Consider the following 15,917-nt stretch of genomic DNA (forward strand, 5'->3'; position numbering starts at 1 on the left):
TGGAACGAGATCGGGGCAACGCCACAGGTGTCACTGCAAGATGGCGAGATCCGTGATCATGCCATCAACGCCTTCAATCGGGCCCCAGGCCTCGGCCGCGCCGCTCTCCAGGTCGACCGTATGCAGCACATTGTCGATCACCAGGAACGCGGTATTGGTCAGGTCTTCGGTGGTGGCGATGTCGAAGGCATAGGCAGAGCCTTCCACGCCCAGCTTGCCAATGGCTGCCAGCGTGCCGTCATTGGGCGAGACCTGCTGGATCAGGGCCGCGATGGTCGCGTCGATGTCATACATCGCGGTCGACTCGGGCTTGCCATAGGAATTGATGTAGGATGCCTCGACGATGTCGGGCGCTTCGCCGGCATGCATGTCGGCCTCTTCGAAGGCCAGCGAACCATCCACCGTCACCATGCCATCATCGACATTGACGCGGTGATTGGTGCCATCAGTGCTCATCAGGCGCAGGCGGTCTGCCATGGGGTTGAAATCGACAATGGCGCCTTCATAGCTGGGCAGCATTTCCGACAGGGTCGACTTCACGGTCGCAGCGCCCGATGCGGTGTCGATCGTCACGACATCGCCGGAAAGCGTCACACCATAAAGCATCTTGTCTGCCGGGCGGACATCGATACCGGCGAGCGCGTCGACCCCGGTAACGTCCATCGTGCCCGAGACCTCGCGGGTTTCGGTATCGAACATGACAAGCGTCTTGTCGCCGACCAATCCGACCGCCGGGGCCGCATAGGCGCTGGTGGCCAGGCCGGCCGCACCCAGGATGAGGGCAGCGCGAAGGGCAATAAGGGAAGATGCAGTCATTGGAACGTCTCCTCTGAAATGCGCTTCTCGAGCGCGTTTACATCAGGGGTACACATGGGCGACTGCGCCCGGATGCAGTGGCCGGAAAAAACTTTGGCGCTGCATCCATAAGACCGGCTGGCGGGTAATCGACAGGAACGAGATTTGCCGCCATGCTCCACACCATGAAGCCACACACTGCGCCCGAAGAGCTGATTCTGCAGATCGCCAGGGGCGAGCGCGCTGCGCTGGCGCAATTGTTCGAAGCAGAATCCGGACGCCTGCTGGCCGTCGCCCAACGCATCCTGCGCCGTCGCGATCTGGCCGAAGAAGTGATCCAGGAGGTCTTTCTGTCTGTCTGGCGCAATGCCGGTAACTATGACCGCTCCAAGGGCACCGCGCGCGGCTGGCTGACCGTCATGGCCAGGAACCGCGCCCTCAATCTGCTGCGCGACGGCGCACGCATGGACTACAAGGACGGCGAGACACTGGCCGAACTGGGCGACCGCGCTGCCGATGTGCGCGCAGCCTTCGATGCCTTGTCTGCCCGCGATGCCCTCCGCCACTGCCTTGAGGCGCTCGACGCCTCCAAGCGCGAAGCTATCCTGCTCTGCTATGTCACTGGCCTCAACCACGGCGAGGCCGCCGCCACCATGAAAGTGCCCCTGGGCACCATCAAGTCATGGGTCCGGCGTGGCGTGGTCGCCCTGCAGGAGTGCCTGGCATGACCCCGCAGGATCGTGAACGCATTGGCGAATATGTGCTGGGCTTGCTCGAAGGCACAGAAGCACAGGACTTTGAAGCGCGCCTGGCCAGCGAACCCGAACTGGCTGCGGCGGTGACGAAACTGCGTGCGCAGCTTCAAACGCTTGATGACACCGCCGGCGAACTGCCCGTCGACCCCGCATTGTGGCAGCGCATCAACGCACGCCTGGATGCGCCCAAAGACGAACCGGCGCAACCGGCTCCCCTCCGCCCCGCCAATGACAATCGCTGGACCCGGCGGCTCGGCATGGCCGCCAGCATTCTGGTCGCCCTGGCCGTCGGCTATCTGACCGGCACGAACCTGACGACCTCGCGCCAGCCTGTGATGATCGCGGTCCTTCTGACTGAGGATGGCTCCGAGCCCGGCGCCATTGTCGAGGCCTTTGCCGACGACACCATTCGCCTCGTTCCGCTCGACCTGACCGCCCGGCCTGCTGACCGGGTCTATCAGGTCTGGACCCTGCCCGATCCGGAGACCGGTCCGGTCTCCATGGGCATTTTTGACGATCCGGCAACGCTGTCCCTGTCCGGACCCGACCTGCCGCCGCCTGAACCCGGCCAGCTCTATGAGATTACGCTTGAACCATCCGGTGGCTCACCGACAGGGCGTCCGACCGGACCAATCCTGGTCAAGGGCTTCGCCAAATCGCCGCTCTAGCCTCAGAAACGACAATCCCCGGACAAGGCCGGGGACTTTTTTGACAGGATATGGGGTCCGGTTGTTTCCGGACATCTTCATCTTGGGGCTCCGGGCCCGCTCCTGCGTCACAGGTGAAAGCAAGAACGCGCCAGGTCCAAATTGGTTTCAGCGCAATTTCAGGCTCGACAGCCCGATCAGTGCCAGCACGAAGGAAATGATCCAGAACCGGATCACCACCTGGCTTTCGGTCCAGCCCAGATGCTCGAAATGATGATGGATCGGCGCCATGCGGAACACCCGTTTGCCGGTCAGCCGGAAGGACGTCACCTGCACGATCACCGATACGGTTTCGAGCACGAACAATCCGCCAATGATCGCCAGCACGATCTCATGCTTGGTGGCCACCGCAATTGTGCCCAGCGCACCGCCCAGGGCCAGCGAGCCGGTATCTCCCATGAAGATCTGCGCCGGCGGTGCATTGAACCACAAAAAGCCCAGGCCCGCCCCGATCAGCGCCCCGCAGACCACCGCCAGTTCCGCCGTTCCCGGCACACCATTGAGCAGCAGGTAGTCGGCATAGGTCTGCGATCCGACCAGATAGGCGATCAGCCCGAAACAGGCCGCCGCCACCATCACCGGCACAATCGCCAGGCCATCCAGCCCATCGGTCAGATTGACCGAATTGCCCGCCGCCACCACCACGAAGCCGCCGAACAGAATGTAGAAATAGCCCAGATTGAGCGCCAGATCCTTGACGAAGGGGAACAGCAGCGAGGTGCCATACGAGCCCGAGGCCAGTTGCGAGATGAAGAAGGCCGCGATACCCCCGATCAGCGCCTCGAGAATAAGCCGCTGCTTCGAGCCGAAGCCGGTATGGCTCATCCGCTTGACCTTGAGATAATCGTCGTAAAAGCCGATGGCGCCGAACCCGATCGTGACGAACAGCACCACCCAGACATAGCCATTGGTCAGGTTCGACCACAAAAGGGTCGAGATCACCGCGCCCGACAGGATCATCAGCCCGCCCATGGTGGGCGTGCCCTTCTTGGTCAGCAAATGCCCGGCCGGACCATCCTCGCGGATTGGCTGGCCACGCCCCTGCTTGACGCGCAGCAGCGCAATCATCCCCGGCCCGAACAGGAACACGAAGAACAGCGCCGTGACCACCGCACCCGCCGTGCGGAAGGTGATGTAGCGGAACACGTTGAAGGCGGCGATCTGCTCACCCAATTGGCCAAGGAAATAGAGCATTCTTGTCTACTACACTTTCGGGTGTGTCAGCTATGTGCGAATCGCGATTTGATTTCGGTGACGACGCGCGACAGGCCCACACCGTTGGACCCTTTGACCATAACTGCGTCGCCATAGGCAAGGTCGGCCATGATCACGTCCAGACCTTCTCCAATGGAGTTGTAGTGCCCCGCCAACAGGCCCTGCGGCAGCACTGTGGCCAGCGCGGCCATGTTCTGGCCCACCAGATGCACCCGCTCTGCGCCGCTGTTCTTGACAGCGTCGGCCAGCCCCGCATGCATCGCTGCGCCCGCCGCGCCCAGCTCCAACATGTCTCCGAGCACCACGATCTTGCGCCCGCCCGGCGCCTCCAGCGTCGAGAACACCTCCAGCGCCGCCCCCATCGAGGCGGTATTGGCATTATAGCTCTCATCGATCAGCAGCAGCGGCCGCTCCTCCGGTCCAACCGCCACGCGCTGCCCCCGCCCCGGCTGTGCACCAAATCCGGCCAATGCCCGCAACGCCGTCTCCGGCTCGATCCCGGCCAGATGCGCCACCGCCAGCGCCGCCGTGGCATTGGACAACATGTGCCGCCCGGTCACGCCCAATGTCAGCGCATGCGTCTCATCGCCATGAACGATCGTTGCAAAACTGCGGTCCGCCGCCATTTCCGGCGCCGTGATCTGCCAGTCGACGCCCCGCGCGAAACCATAGGTCACCACCCGCCCCAAATCGGCCGCCGCCGCCAGTTCCAGCAGCAGATTGATCTGCGGATGATCGGCATTGAGCACCGCCGTGCCGCCCGGCTCCAGTCCCTCGAAAATCTCGGCCTTGGCTCGCGCGATATTGTCCAGGCTCCCCAGCTTTTCCAGATGCGCCGGTGCAATATTGGTAATAACGGCCACATGCGGCCGCACCAGCTTGCTCAGCGGGCGGATTTCATCGGGCGCATTCATGCCCATTTCGAACACGCCGAACTGCGCCGTCTCTGGCATGCGCGCCAGCATCAGCGGCACACCCCAGTGATTGTTGAAGCTCTTGATCGAGGCATGCGTCTCCCCCGCCGCCTCGAACACCAGTCGCAGCGCTTCCTTGGTGGTCGTCTTGCCCACGCTGCCCGTCACGCCGGCAACAAAGGCCCGGCCGCGTTTCCGCGCCGCAATTGCCAGATCACGTAAGCCACCCAGCGCATCGGGCACGACAATCCGGCCGTCCCCCTCGCCCTGGCTGACCAGCGCCGCTATCGCACCGTTCTCCAGCGCCGTCTGGACAAAATCATGCCCGTCGAAGCGATCGCCCTTGATCGCAACAAACAGCGCCTCGGGCCCCAACTCGCGGCTGTCTATGGAGATCGAATTGATCTCGCGCACCGACACCCCGGTCGCCTTGCCACCGGTGGCCGCCAGTATGGCGTCGAGTGTAAATAGAGGTGGGGTCATCAGCAGTCTCCACGCACTGTATGCGACACCTCCCCCTTGGCGGGGGAGGCTGGGAGGGGGTGGTGGTCGAACACGATACCGGGAGCCTGGACGCCCCTCGTCCCCGCCCTCCCCAAAAGGGTGAGCGTGTGGAGCGGTGCGTCGGGCAGCATCGGCTCCCTACCCCTTGACCGCTGCCGCGACCACTTCATGGTCTGAGAAATGCGACTTAGTGGTGCCGATGATCTGATAGGTCTCGTGCCCCTTGCCGGCCACCAGCAGCACATCGCCCGGCTTGAGCGATTTGACAGCCTCTTCAATGGCCTGCTTGCGGTCACCAATTTCCCTCGCCCCCTTGGCCCCGGCGAGCACTTCGGCGCGGATTGCGGCCGGGTCCTCGGTACGCGGGTTGTCGTCCGTGACAATCACCACATCGGCAAGTTCGCTGGCAATTTCGCCCATTTGAGGGCGCTTGCCCTTGTCCCTGTCCCCGCCGCAACCAAACACCACATGCAGCTTGTTCTTCGCATGAGGCCGAAGGGTCTGGAGCGCCACGCGCAGCGCTTCGGGCTTGTGCGAATAATCCACAAAAATCGCCGCGCCATTGTGCTCGGCCACCAGTTCGAGCCGCCCGCGCGCGCCCACCAGCTCTGGCAAAGCGGCAAAGGCGTCCGCCTTGTCCACGCCCGCCGACATCGCCAGGGCCGCTGCGATCAGCGCATTGGAGACCTGGAATTCGCCCGGTATCTTGAGATGGAAACTGACCTTCTCACCGATATGGCGCACCTCGACCCGCTGGCCGTAGCCTTCGGGCTTGATTGAGAGGATTTCGATATAGGCACCCTCGCGCCCGACCGTCAGCAGCGTCGCGCTGGCCGAGAGCGCCGCGAACATGAACTGCTCATGCTCGGGATCGTCGACATTGACGATGGCCGCGCCCCCATCCACCAGCAGATCGGTGAACAGCCGCAATTTGGCATTACGATATTCGTCCATGTCCTTGTGATAGTCGAGATGATCGCGGCTGAGATTGGTGAACGCCACCGCCTCAAAATGCACCCCGTCCAGCCGGTGCTGGTCCAGCCCATGGCTCGAGGCTTCGAGCGCCACGTGATCGATGCCCTGTGCCTTGAGCGCCCGCATCGCCTGGTGCAGCGTGCGCGAGTCCGGCGTGGTCAGCGCACCTTCGATGACGCGCTTGGAAGTCTCGATGCCCAGTGTGCCGATGCTGGCGCCCGGCACCCCGGCATGGTCCCAGATCTGGCGCACGAAAGAGGCCACGGAAGTCTTGCCATTGGTGCCCGTCACCGCCACCAGGATCTCTGGCTGCGGCTCGAACACCCGGCTGGCCGCCCGCGCATAGGACGCCCGGACATCCTTGACGATGATCACCGGCACGCCGGGATCACCCGGCGGGGCGGTATCGGTCACTACGGCCAGCGCACCGCGCTGGACCGCATCGGCAACGAACTGGTTGCCATGCACCTTGGCCCCCGGCAGTGCAAAAAAGATATCGCCCGGTTCGATCCGGCGGCTATCCGAATTCAGCCCGAAGACCGCGCCAAGTCCCTTTTTGGGGCGGGCGCCGGACCCTTCGAGCAACTGGGTTACGCTGATAGACACCGATCAGAATCCTTCTGGATAGAGTTGTCTGACTTCCGCAGGCACGATCTGCTGATCGACCGCTTCGCTGAAGTCCGGGGCAATTCCGAGCATGGGAGCGACACGCTGGACTACGCGGCCGGTCAAGGTGCCGGCGTTCCAGCCGGCCGTTGTGCCCGATTGGGCATTTTCCGCCTTGGGCTCGTCCACCATGATGACCATGGCGTAGCGCGGATTGTCGAGTGGGAAAGCCGAGGCGAAGAAATTGGTGACCTTGTTGGACGAGTAGCGCCCATCCACCACTTTTTCCGCCGTGCCGGTCTTCCCCCCCACGCGATAGCCCTGTGCGGCCTTGTTCATCTGCGAACCCGAACCACCCGTCGAAATCGCATTGAGCCGCATCAGATAGCGCAGATAGGCGCTGGTCTCGGGCCGCAGCACCCGCTCGTAAAGCGCCTCGGCCTCGGCCATATCCCGCTTGTAAAGTGTGGGGGCAATATAATTGCCGCCATTCACGAAGGCCGCATAGGCCGTGACCATATGGAGCGGCGACACAGACAGGCCGTGACCGAATGAGGCCGTGGCTGCGCCAACCTCCGAAAAACTGTCAGGCACTGTCGGTACGCGCATCTCCGGCAATTCGAACTGCACGCGCTCGTCGAACTTCATGCGACTGAGGAAAGCCCGGTAGTTGTCCTTGCCCATGGCCTGCATGATGCGGATCGTGCCGATATTGGACGAGTATTTGTACACTTCCGGCAACGCCAGGATGCGATGCTTGCCGTGGAAGTCGTCGATGGTGTACCGCCCAAAGCGAATGCCATAGCGCGCGTCGAACTGGTCCGTAATCGCCACCGCGCCACTATCGAGCGCCCCAGCCATGGTCACCGTCTTGAAGATCGAGCCCGGCTCGAAAATACCTGAGGTGATCCGGTTGAACGTGTCCTTGACCAGCGCCGTCGCCGGCTCGTTGGGATTGAAGTCCGGCACCGAGGCCAGCGCGATCACCTCGCCGGTATGAATGTCCAGCATCACGCCGGCCGCCGCGATCGCCTGGTAGCGCGTCATCGCGTCCGTCAGTTGCTCATGCAACACATGCTGCACACGCATGTCCACGCTCAGCTCCACCGGCGTCAACGCATTGCCGCGGGCCAGCCCCAGTTCCTGCAACAGCGCCACCGATTCGCTGTCCATATGCCGCTCGATGCCGGCAATGCCCTGGTTGTCCACATTGGTGGAGCCCAGGATATGGGCGGCCTCGTTCATCCCTGGATAGAAGCGCTTGGATTCGGTGATGAAGTCGATGCCGGGAATGCCCAGTCGCATCACCGCCTCCTGGATGGCCGGGGTCAGCTCGCGCTTGACCCAGACAAAGCCCTGGTCGCCGGTCAGTCTATCGCGCAGCCAGTCCTCGTCGAGATCGGGCAGCACGGTGCGCAACTCGCGGACTGCTTCTTCCACATCGATGATCCGGCGCGGTTCGGCATAAAGCGAGGGCACGCGGATATCGACCGCCATTTCCAGCCCGTTCCGATCCAGAATCGGTGGCCGCGTCGCGGTAATCGCATCGCGGGTCTGCCCTTCAATGGTCTGGTCGGTTTCCGCCATGCCCAACTGTACCAACCGGCCACTCACCAGCCCAAGGCCCAGCACGACAGCAAGCACCATCCAGCGAATGCGGGCCTGTGTCAGGTTCCCGCGCTGTTTGCGGGCCCCCTCGATGGCAATGGTCGGCGCATGGCCTTCTGTGATGGCAGCCATTATTCAATGCCCTCCATCTCGAGAATGGCGTCGATCGGATCGATACCCTCGGCAATGGCAGCAAACAGGGCATCCATCGCCTCGGTATCGGGTTTGGCCGGGCGCATTGGCAGCGCCGTGAAGGCGCCAAACTGTTCCTGTTGCACCGGACCGATCGCCAGCTCTTCCTGATGCCGCTTGATGATGGGATCGATATGACCGGGCTGGTTCAGCACCGCCCAATCGGCCTTGAGCAACGATAGCTGCCCTTCCTGATCTTCAATCTGGGCCGCCAGCGCTGTGCGTTCGGACGCCGTGCCCTCGATGGAGAATTTCAGCACATAGACACCGGCCAGCATCACCACCGATACGAACAGCAGGAAAATATTGAGATTGCGGATCATGCTGTGCCCCTGATCTGCGGAACACCCAGTCCGGAAAGATCCACGGCACGCGCGGCCTCGCTGGTGCGCACACCGCTACGCAGCACCGCCGATCGGGCACGCGGATTGCGGGCCAGTTCGGTCTTGCCCGATTTGACCGCCTTGGACACGGGCTGCCAGCGGCGCGGCGCCGTCTCCACCTGCGGCAGGTGGCGCGACGCCGTCGGCCCACCCTTGTCTGGATCGAAGAAGCGTTTGACGATGCGGTCTTCGAGCGAATGAAAGCTGACCACGGCCAGCCGCCCGCCTTCGGTCAGCAACCGTTCGGCGGCGAACAGGCCGTCGACCAATTGATCGAACTCGCCATTGACCGCAATGCGCAGGGCCTGGAACGAGCGCGTCGCCGGGTGTGCATCACCCGGCTTGCGGCCAATGGCCTTTTCGATGATGCGCGCCAGCTCCAGCGTCGTGGTGATTGGTGCTTGCTCCCGCGCCGCCACGATAAACTGGGCAATGCGGCGCGACTTGCGCTCTTCGCCATAGGCATAGAGCAGATTGGCCAGCGGCTCGGCTTCCAGTTCGTTGACCAGGTCCGCTGCGCTGGTGCCCGACTTGCTCATGCGCATGTCGAGCGGGCCGTCCCGCATGAAAGAGAAACCGCGTTCCGCCTGGTCGAGCTGCATCGAGGACACGCCGATATCGAGCACCACAGCATCCACCGGATCGAGATCGGCAACAAGCGTGTCCAGCTCGGAAAATGTGCCGGCAACAAAGGTGAATCGGTCCGGGAAATCAGCCTTGAGGGCGTCAACATGCGGCGCGACCGAAGGATCGCGATCAATGCCGATCACCTCGGCACCGGCTTCCAGCATGGCCCGCGAATAGCCTCCTGCGCCGAAGGTGCCATCGACGATGCGACGGCCCGCCACCGGCTCCAGCGCCGCCAGCACTTCTGCAAGCAGCACGGGCACATGCGGACCACCCGGCTCTTCGGTTTCGGGCAGGGAAGGCTTGCCCATATCCGCTAACACTCCACTCCGGCCACCTCGGGCCGGTTACTTAAACTGGAGGCTGATCTTGCACAGCGACGCTTAAGATTCTGTTTCCCATTCGCTGGAGACCCGCGCCAGGCGCCCATCACAAAAACCGGGGTCAGTTAATCTATGCATATTGCCCTATGCGTCACTTCGGGCGATGTAGGGTAACCTCCAAAAGGGAAAACCATGCCGATCACCAGCAAGACATTCGTGCGGTCCACCGCCTTGCTGCTGCTCGTCGGCCTGCTGGCCCTCATGGGTATTGTGGGCACCACGCTCTGGCTAGTCGAGCGAACCCAGGTCTATTTCAATGAAGTGGTCGAGGCGCGCGAGGCGCGCGGCGCCGCCGTCGACCTGCTCAAGCTCCTGCAGGATGCCGAAACCAGCCAGCGTGGCTACATCATTACCCTCGACCAGCAATATCTCGACCCCTATCTGGAGGCCCTGCCCCGTATCGACGAAACGGTCGCTCAACTGGAAGCCGTTCTGCGGCCCTATCCCCAGGCGGCAGAGCCGATGCAGCAATTGCGCGAGGACATCACCTTCAAGCTCGCCGAGATGTCGCGCACCATCGACCTGATCCGGGCAGACGACCGCGCCGAGGCCGTCGAGCTCATCCGCACCGATGCCGGCAAGGAGGCGATGGACCGCTCCCGCGCCTTCTTCGATGCCCTGATCACTGCTGCGGACGATCGCCTCAACCAGGGCGTGTTGGACCAGCGCAATACGGCCAGCCTGCTACGGATCATCTCGATCATCGGTGCTTTGGTTATCTTCGCTGTCATCGGCGGCGCCATCTGGGCCGTGCTCAACTACACCCAGGAACTCGCCAATGCCCGCCGCGCCGTCGAACAGGCCAATGCCGGGCTTGAGGAACGCGTGCGCGAGCGCACTGCCGACCTGGGCAAGGCCAATGAGGAAATCCAGCGCTTCGCCTATATCGTCACCCACGATTTGCGTGCCCCGCTGGTCAATATCATGGGGTTCACAGCCGAGCTCGAAAACAGCGTCGAAGAGGTCAGGGCCTTCATGGAGGGCCAGGAGGCCAGCGCAGACGATCCGGTCGCCAGCCAGGCCCGCCTTGCCGCGACCGAAGACCTGCCCGAGGCCATCACCTTCATCCGCGCTGCCACGCGCAAGATGGACGGGCTGATCAACGCCATCCTCAAGATCTCCCGCGAAGGCCGCCGCCAGCTCAAGCCAGAGCCAGTCGAGCTTGCGGAAGTCGTTGAAACCAGCGCCAACGCCGTCCACCACCAGGTGGCCGACGGCGATGGCACCATCGAGACCGATATTCGCGTTGGCCAGCTCATCACCGACCGCCTCTCGCTCGAGCAGATTCTGGGCAATATGCTGGACAATGCCGTCAAGTACCGGGAACCCGGGCGCCCCTTGCGGGTTGATATTCGCGCCCGGCATGTCCCGGGCAACCGGGTGGTCATTGAGGTCGAGGACAATGGGCGAGGCATTGCCGATACTGACCATGAGCGCGTCTTCGAACTGTTCCGCCGCTCCGGCTCGCAGAACAATCCGGGCGAAGGCATCGGCCTGGCCCATGTCCGCACCATGGTGCGCAGCCTGGGCGGCGATGTAACATTGACCTCGCAATTGGGCGAAGGCACCACATTCATCATCAATCTGCCGCGCGATTCCCGCGGTTTTCTGGGGAGACTAGGCGCATGAACAATGCACGGCCCGTCACCATCATCATGGTCGAGGACGATGAAGGCCACGCCCGCCTCATCGAGAAGAACATCCGCCGCGCCGGCGTCGCCAATGAGATCGTGCCCTTCACCAATGGCACCGATGCGCTCGCCTACCTGATGGGGCCGGACGGTTCGGGCCTGGTCAACAAGGGCCGGCAATTGCTGGTGCTGCTCGACCTCAACCTGCCCGACATGACCGGCATCGACATCCTCGAAAAGGTCAAGAACAACGAGCACACCAAGCGCTCGCCGGTCGTTGTGCTCACCACCACCGATGACCAGCGCGAGATCCAGCGCTGCTACGATCTGGGCGCCAATGTCTATATCACCAAACCGGTCGACTATGACGGTTTTGCCAACGCCATCAAGCAGCTCGGCCTGTTCTTCTCCGTGATGCAGATCCCCGAGACCGAATAGCCGATGCCCAACCGCACGCCACATGTCCTCTATATCGACGATGATCCGGGCCTGATCCGCCTGGTCGAAAAGGCCATGCAACGGCGCGGCTACAACTTCTCGCATGCCCAGTCCGGCGAAGAGGGCCTCGAACTGATCCGCAACGGTGACATCGACGTCGTTGCGCTCGATCATTACCTGCCCACCGGCACCGGCCTCGAAGTGCTTGCCGGCATGGAAGGCATGGAAGACCACCCGGCCACCGTCTATGTCACCGGCTCCTCGGAAATGTCGATTGCCGTCAGCGCGCTCAAGGCCGGCGCCACCGATTTCGTGCCCAAGTCCGGCTCGGAAGACTTCATGCCCCTGCTGCTGGCCGCCATCGACCAGGCCATCGAGCATGTCCGCCTCACCCGCGCCAAGGCCAAGGCCGAGCGCGAGGTGCAAGAGGCCCGCGACCGAGCCGAAATGCTGCTCGGCGAGGTCAATCATCGCGTCGGCAATTCGCTGGCCATGGTCGCCGCCCTGGTGGGCCTGCAATCCAACGCCCTCGATGATCCCGAGGCCAAGCGCGCTTTGGCTGAAACCCAGGTGCGCATCCAGGCCATCGCCGGCGTGCACCGCCACCTCTACACCTCCGACGACGTGCGCAATGTGCAGATGGGCGACTATCTCAACAGCCTCGTCGGCGAGCTGGAAAATTCCCTCCAGGCCGAAGGCAACACCGCCAGCATCCGCGTCGATGTCGAAGGCTTCCCCCTGCCCACCGAAAAAGTGGCCTCGCTCGGCGTCATCGTCACCGAGCTGGTCACCAACGCCCTCAAATATGCCTATCTCGACCGCGACCCGGGCGAAGTGCGCATCAATATGCGCCGCGACGGCAGCCAGGTGCGCCTGGTGGTCGAGGATGACGGCATCGGCTGGACCGGCAATGGCAAGCCGCAGGGCACGGGCCTGGGCAGCCGTATCGTCAAGGCCATGGCCGCGAGCCTGGGCGCCTGCGTCGCCTATGGCGATGGCCCCGGCACCCAGGTCGTGGTGACCTTCGAAGGCTAGGCGCCCACCGCCACGCCCTGCTGCGCCAGCAGCAGCGGCCCCTGCGCCACCGGCATGGCCACCACCACGTCGCCCGCCTTCACCTCCCGCTCGACATAGCGATGTGCCTCGACGATTTGGTTCAGCGGAAACACCCGGTCGGTCACCGGCCTGATCGCCCCCTGCTCCAAGAGCCGGTTGAGCACATGCAGATCCTTGAGCTTATCGCTCTCCGCCCGTAAACCCGTCGTTGCCAGCTTGCCGCGCTTGCCGCCGCGCTGCCCGCCGGTCAGCATCAGCGCGAAAATCCCCCAGCTCGGCACGGTCGTGAGATAAATCCCGCCCGGCTTCAGCGCCGGTGCCGCCTGCGCAAAGCGCGATTTTCCCACCGCATCGAACACCACATCATAGCTCTCCCGCGCCGCCGTGAAATCGGCAACCTGCCGGTCGATGACATGATCGGCCCCCAGCCGCTGCAGCAGCGCCCGGTGCCGCCCTGACGCCACCGCCGTCACCTCGGCCCCGAAATGCTTGGCCAGTTGCAGCGCCATCGCCCCCACGCTGCTCGCCGCGCCATTGATCAGCACGTGGTCGCCCGGCTTCACCTTGCCCTCGTCGCGGATGAACGGCATTGCCGTGAGATAGGCATAGCTCATGCCCCCGAGCGGCATCAGCTCCACCCCCTCGGGCACCCTCACCAGCGCGGCTGTCTCCTTGACGCAGACATATTCCGCCATGCCGCCCAGCGCCGCCCCGGTGCAGCCATGCACCCTGTCGCCCACGGCAAAGCGCGTCACCCCGGCCCCAATGGCCACCACCACCCCGGCAATATCGTCCCCCAGCACATCGAGCTTGGGCCGGAACAGCCCGCCGAAGAACCGCACGATGAACGGATCGGCCTTGCGGAAGGCGCAATCGGCCAGCGTCACCGTGCTCGCATGCACTTCGATCAGCACCTCGCCCGGCCCCGGCACCGGCTTGGGCCGCTCGACAATCTCGATCACTTCGGGCCCGCCATAGCGTTTTTGTGCAGCAACTTTCATTGGTCCAGTCTCCATGCGTGTTGGTCCGCGCGGCGCCCTGCCGCGTGCTCAAGAAATCTCGTCGTCAGTTCAGATCAGATCAGCCGGCGTCCGGCCCTGGCGGGGTCCACTGGAACACCTCGTCCAGCGGCACCCCGAACACATGGGCAATCCGAAACGCCACCTCCAGCGAGGGCGAATAGCGCCCCTGCTCGATGGCCACGATGGTCTGGCGCGTCACGCCCACCTGCTCGGCCAGCGCCGCCTGGGTCATTTCCCCGGCATGAAAGCGCAGCGTGCGGATGGTGTTGCTGACATTGGCCTGTCCCTTGCCCATAACGCTCACATCGTCCGGTAGTAATAGAGTTCGGAGGCCGCATTGATCGTCCCGCCGATCACCGGCGCCACGAACAGCGCATAGATCGCCAGATTGGCATCAACCCCCAGCGCCAGCGGAATCAGCGCCAGCGCCGCCACGATAGAAGTGGCAATCCCGCTATTGCGCAGGCTCCGCGCCGCCACCGCATGGTCCCGCTCATCGGCCGACTCGTCCTTAAGCTCCTCGCGCTGGGCAATCGACACCAGGATGGTCCCGATAATCGCCCCCACAATATTGAACCCGACCATCGCCCCCACCGCCCAGAGCAGCTTCTGCGCAATCTCGGCCGTGGACCCCACTGCCCCGCCATTCAGCGCATCCCAGCCGAGCCACCCGCCCACCAGGGCCACACCCAGCAACTGCACCCAGGCCATCATTTCCTTCGAAGTCATCTCACACGCCCATGTCTTATCATCTGGACACAGAGTATGTGAAACGCGACACAATGTCAATTATTTCATACACAATGTCGCACAGGAGCGACAGGGATGGCGCTGGGGAGGGCTATACGGACAAAAAAGATTGGCGGACAGGAAGGACAAGGCCGGTGAGGATCAAGCGGCTATCGAGGCTTTGCCACCCTGTCGACCTGCCCCCAGGCGACAAGGACACCAGCACGCCAATCACCGCCCAAGCACCACCATCGCCCCACCCACCGACCGTCACCCTCGGCCTTGATGTACAGACCTTAGACATGCCTGACAGGTGTTCTGAGACATGCCTGACAGTCAGGGCGTCCAATTGAGGTCGATTGTGTCGATCTGTGTTGCCCCGAAGAAGACGCCGTACAGACCGTCGCGGTCGAGGGGTCTGATGGCAACGGTTTCGCCACAAAAGGCTTTCGGAATGCGCCATTTTCGGCCCTTGAAGCTGATCATGCCGTTGGCACTGCCGACCCGGCGGACGATTTCGCCCTGGTCGTATTCCGGCTCGGGCAGGCGATCGGGGAATGGACGCGGCGAGGGGCGGTAGCGGCTGGCCGGAACGGCCATGTTGATGCCCTCATGGGGTCGATGATGGTTGTAAAGATCGCGCCAGCTATCGAAGGCTCGCTGGGCCTGAGCCTGATCTTCGAGCAGGGCAAAGGCCAGCACTTCGGCCTTGAGGCTGCGATGGAAACGCTCGTTCTTGCCTCGGCCTTGAGGGTGATAGGGCCGGGCATGGATGAGATCGATACCCAGTTTAAGCAACCAGACGCGTAGCCGCGTCCATTGGCCCGGCACGCCCGTGCCCCAGGGATTGCCGTTGTCGGTGTAAAAGGCCAGAGGCAGTCCATGCTGGCGCAGGATGGTCTCGAGCTGGTCGCGCACCGTGGCCATCTGCTCGTTGGCACAGGCCCTAAGGCCCACCGCATAGCGGGAATGGTCGTCGATAATGGTCAGGGGAAAGCACCAATGGCCGTTCCGCAGATGTACCTTGCCCTTGAAGTCCATCTGCCAAAGCAGGTTGGGCGCCTCGCGCTCGAACCGCCCAAGAGCCGGACCGCCGCCCAAGGGTGGGGTGATGCAGCCATTGCGCGCCAGGATGGCGTGCACACAGGAGACGGAAGGTGGCGGGGTGCCCAGATCCTGCAGGCGACGCGCGATCTTGCGGGCGCCCCAGGCCGGATGCGCTCTGCGCAGATCCAGGATCGCCTGCTCCAGGGGAGTGTCAGGATTTCCGTGTGTGGTCGGGCATAGTGGGTAAACAAGGAGTCCCCTATGTCTCGACGCAAAGAGCCTGCAATCCCCAATGAGCTTCTCGACCAACTGCTGGCAGGCGGCGCTGCC

General features: G+C 63.3%; 15 protein-coding genes and 1 pseudogene. 5 read left to right on the top strand and 11 right to left on the bottom strand.

All coding sequences use genetic code 11. The features are described 5' to 3' along the window. Positions 1 to 30: 30 nt before the first annotated feature. On the bottom strand, positions 31 to 816 hold the full coding sequence (locus DDE76_RS16670; RefSeq protein ID WP_104893845.1) for a DUF4394 domain-containing protein: 786 nt from the start codon (positions 814 to 816) through the stop codon (positions 31 to 33). Positions 817 to 968: 152 nt separating this feature from the next. On the opposite strand from DDE76_RS16670, the gene DDE76_RS16675 reads away from it, so the two are divergent. Beyond that, positions 969 to 1,523, top strand: coding sequence for a sigma-70 family RNA polymerase sigma factor (locus tag DDE76_RS16675; protein ID WP_245892027.1), 555 nt, complete (start codon positions 969 to 971; stop codon positions 1,521 to 1,523). Beyond that, entirely contained in the window at positions 1,520 to 2,218 is a 699-nt protein-coding gene (locus DDE76_RS16680; protein WP_157955867.1) for an anti-sigma factor, read from the top strand. Before DDE76_RS16675 ends, DDE76_RS16680 begins: the two co-directional genes overlap by 4 nt. Before the next feature lie 147 nt (positions 2,219 to 2,365). Here the strand turns inward: DDE76_RS16680 and mraY are convergent, their stop codons facing one another. The 6 genes from mraY to rsmH form a co-directional block, all read right to left on the bottom strand. Beyond that, positions 2,366 to 3,451: a phospho-N-acetylmuramoyl-pentapeptide-transferase gene (gene mraY / locus DDE76_RS16685; RefSeq protein WP_104893842.1), complete on the bottom strand. Its 1,086-nt coding sequence runs from the start codon at positions 3,449 to 3,451 to the stop codon at positions 2,366 to 2,368. 26 nt (positions 3,452 to 3,477) lie between these two features. Next, positions 3,478 to 4,869 carry a UDP-N-acetylmuramoyl-tripeptide--D-alanyl-D-alanine ligase gene (locus DDE76_RS16690; RefSeq protein ID WP_104893841.1) on the bottom strand — a complete coding sequence of 464 codons (1,392 nt, stop codon included), beginning with the start codon at positions 4,867 to 4,869 and terminating at the stop codon, positions 3,478 to 3,480. A gap of 159 nt (positions 4,870 to 5,028) precedes the next feature. Next, on the bottom strand, positions 5,029 to 6,471 hold the full coding sequence (locus DDE76_RS16695) for a UDP-N-acetylmuramoyl-L-alanyl-D-glutamate--2,6-diaminopimelate ligase (RefSeq protein ID WP_342748402.1): 1,443 nt from the start codon (positions 6,469 to 6,471) through the stop codon (positions 5,029 to 5,031). Positions 6,472 to 6,474: 3 nt separating this feature from the next. Next, positions 6,475 to 8,211 carry a peptidoglycan D,D-transpeptidase FtsI family protein gene (locus DDE76_RS16700; RefSeq protein WP_104893840.1) on the bottom strand — a complete coding sequence of 579 codons (1,737 nt, stop codon included), beginning with the start codon at positions 8,209 to 8,211 and terminating at the stop codon, positions 6,475 to 6,477. Further along, on the bottom strand, positions 8,211 to 8,594 hold the full coding sequence (gene ftsL, locus DDE76_RS16705) for a cell division protein FtsL (RefSeq protein WP_104893839.1): 384 nt from the start codon (positions 8,592 to 8,594) through the stop codon (positions 8,211 to 8,213). Before ftsL ends, DDE76_RS16700 begins: the two co-directional genes overlap by 1 nt. After that, positions 8,591 to 9,604, bottom strand: a complete 1,014-nt coding sequence (gene rsmH / locus DDE76_RS16710) for a 16S rRNA (cytosine(1402)-N(4))-methyltransferase RsmH (protein ID WP_425430642.1) — start codon at positions 9,602 to 9,604, stop codon at positions 8,591 to 8,593. Before rsmH ends, ftsL begins: the two co-directional genes overlap by 4 nt. Before the next feature lie 192 nt (positions 9,605 to 9,796). Between rsmH and DDE76_RS16715 the strand changes: the two genes are divergently transcribed. The 3 genes from DDE76_RS16715 to DDE76_RS16725 are packed head-to-tail and all read left to right on the top strand — an operon-like array spanning position 9,797 to position 12,768. Then, positions 9,797 to 11,293 (top strand): sensor histidine kinase, encoded by a 1,497-nt coding sequence (locus DDE76_RS16715; RefSeq protein WP_104893837.1) that lies wholly within the window; start codon positions 9,797 to 9,799, stop codon positions 11,291 to 11,293. Next, complete coding sequence (locus DDE76_RS16720; RefSeq protein WP_104893836.1) at positions 11,290 to 11,733, top strand: response regulator; 444 nt, start codon at positions 11,290 to 11,292, stop codon at positions 11,731 to 11,733. The genes DDE76_RS16715 and DDE76_RS16720 overlap by 4 nt, the downstream gene beginning before the upstream one ends. A gap of 3 nt (positions 11,734 to 11,736) precedes the next feature. Continuing rightward, positions 11,737 to 12,768 (top strand): histidine kinase dimerization/phosphoacceptor domain -containing protein, encoded by a 1,032-nt coding sequence (locus tag DDE76_RS16725; RefSeq protein WP_104893835.1) that lies wholly within the window; start codon positions 11,737 to 11,739, stop codon positions 12,766 to 12,768. Here DDE76_RS16725 and DDE76_RS16730 read toward each other — a convergent pair. From DDE76_RS16730 to DDE76_RS16745, 4 genes and pseudogenes are all read right to left on the bottom strand, one after another. Beyond that, the gene (locus DDE76_RS16730) at positions 12,765 to 13,790 is read right to left on the bottom strand and encodes an NAD(P)-dependent alcohol dehydrogenase (RefSeq protein ID WP_158672414.1); all 1,026 of its coding nucleotides are present in this window, start codon (positions 13,788 to 13,790) and stop codon (positions 12,765 to 12,767) included. The two genes, DDE76_RS16725 and DDE76_RS16730, sit on opposite strands and share 4 nt — an antisense overlap. A gap of 79 nt (positions 13,791 to 13,869) precedes the next feature. Continuing rightward, positions 13,870 to 14,106: a helix-turn-helix transcriptional regulator gene (locus DDE76_RS16735; RefSeq protein ID WP_104893833.1), complete on the bottom strand. Its 237-nt coding sequence runs from the start codon at positions 14,104 to 14,106 to the stop codon at positions 13,870 to 13,872. 5 nt (positions 14,107 to 14,111) lie between these two features. After that, positions 14,112 to 14,540, bottom strand: coding sequence for a hypothetical protein (locus DDE76_RS16740; protein WP_104893832.1), 429 nt, complete (start codon positions 14,538 to 14,540; stop codon positions 14,112 to 14,114). A gap of 298 nt (positions 14,541 to 14,838) precedes the next feature. Then, positions 14,839 to 15,791: pseudogene (locus DDE76_RS16745) on the bottom strand (integrase core domain-containing protein); the annotation flags it as partial. Positions 15,792 to 15,917 lie beyond the last annotated feature (126 nt).

Origin of the sequence: Devosia indica (assembly GCF_003056405.1) — a bacterium.
GTDB lineage: Bacteria > Pseudomonadota > Alphaproteobacteria > Rhizobiales > Devosiaceae > Devosia > Devosia indica.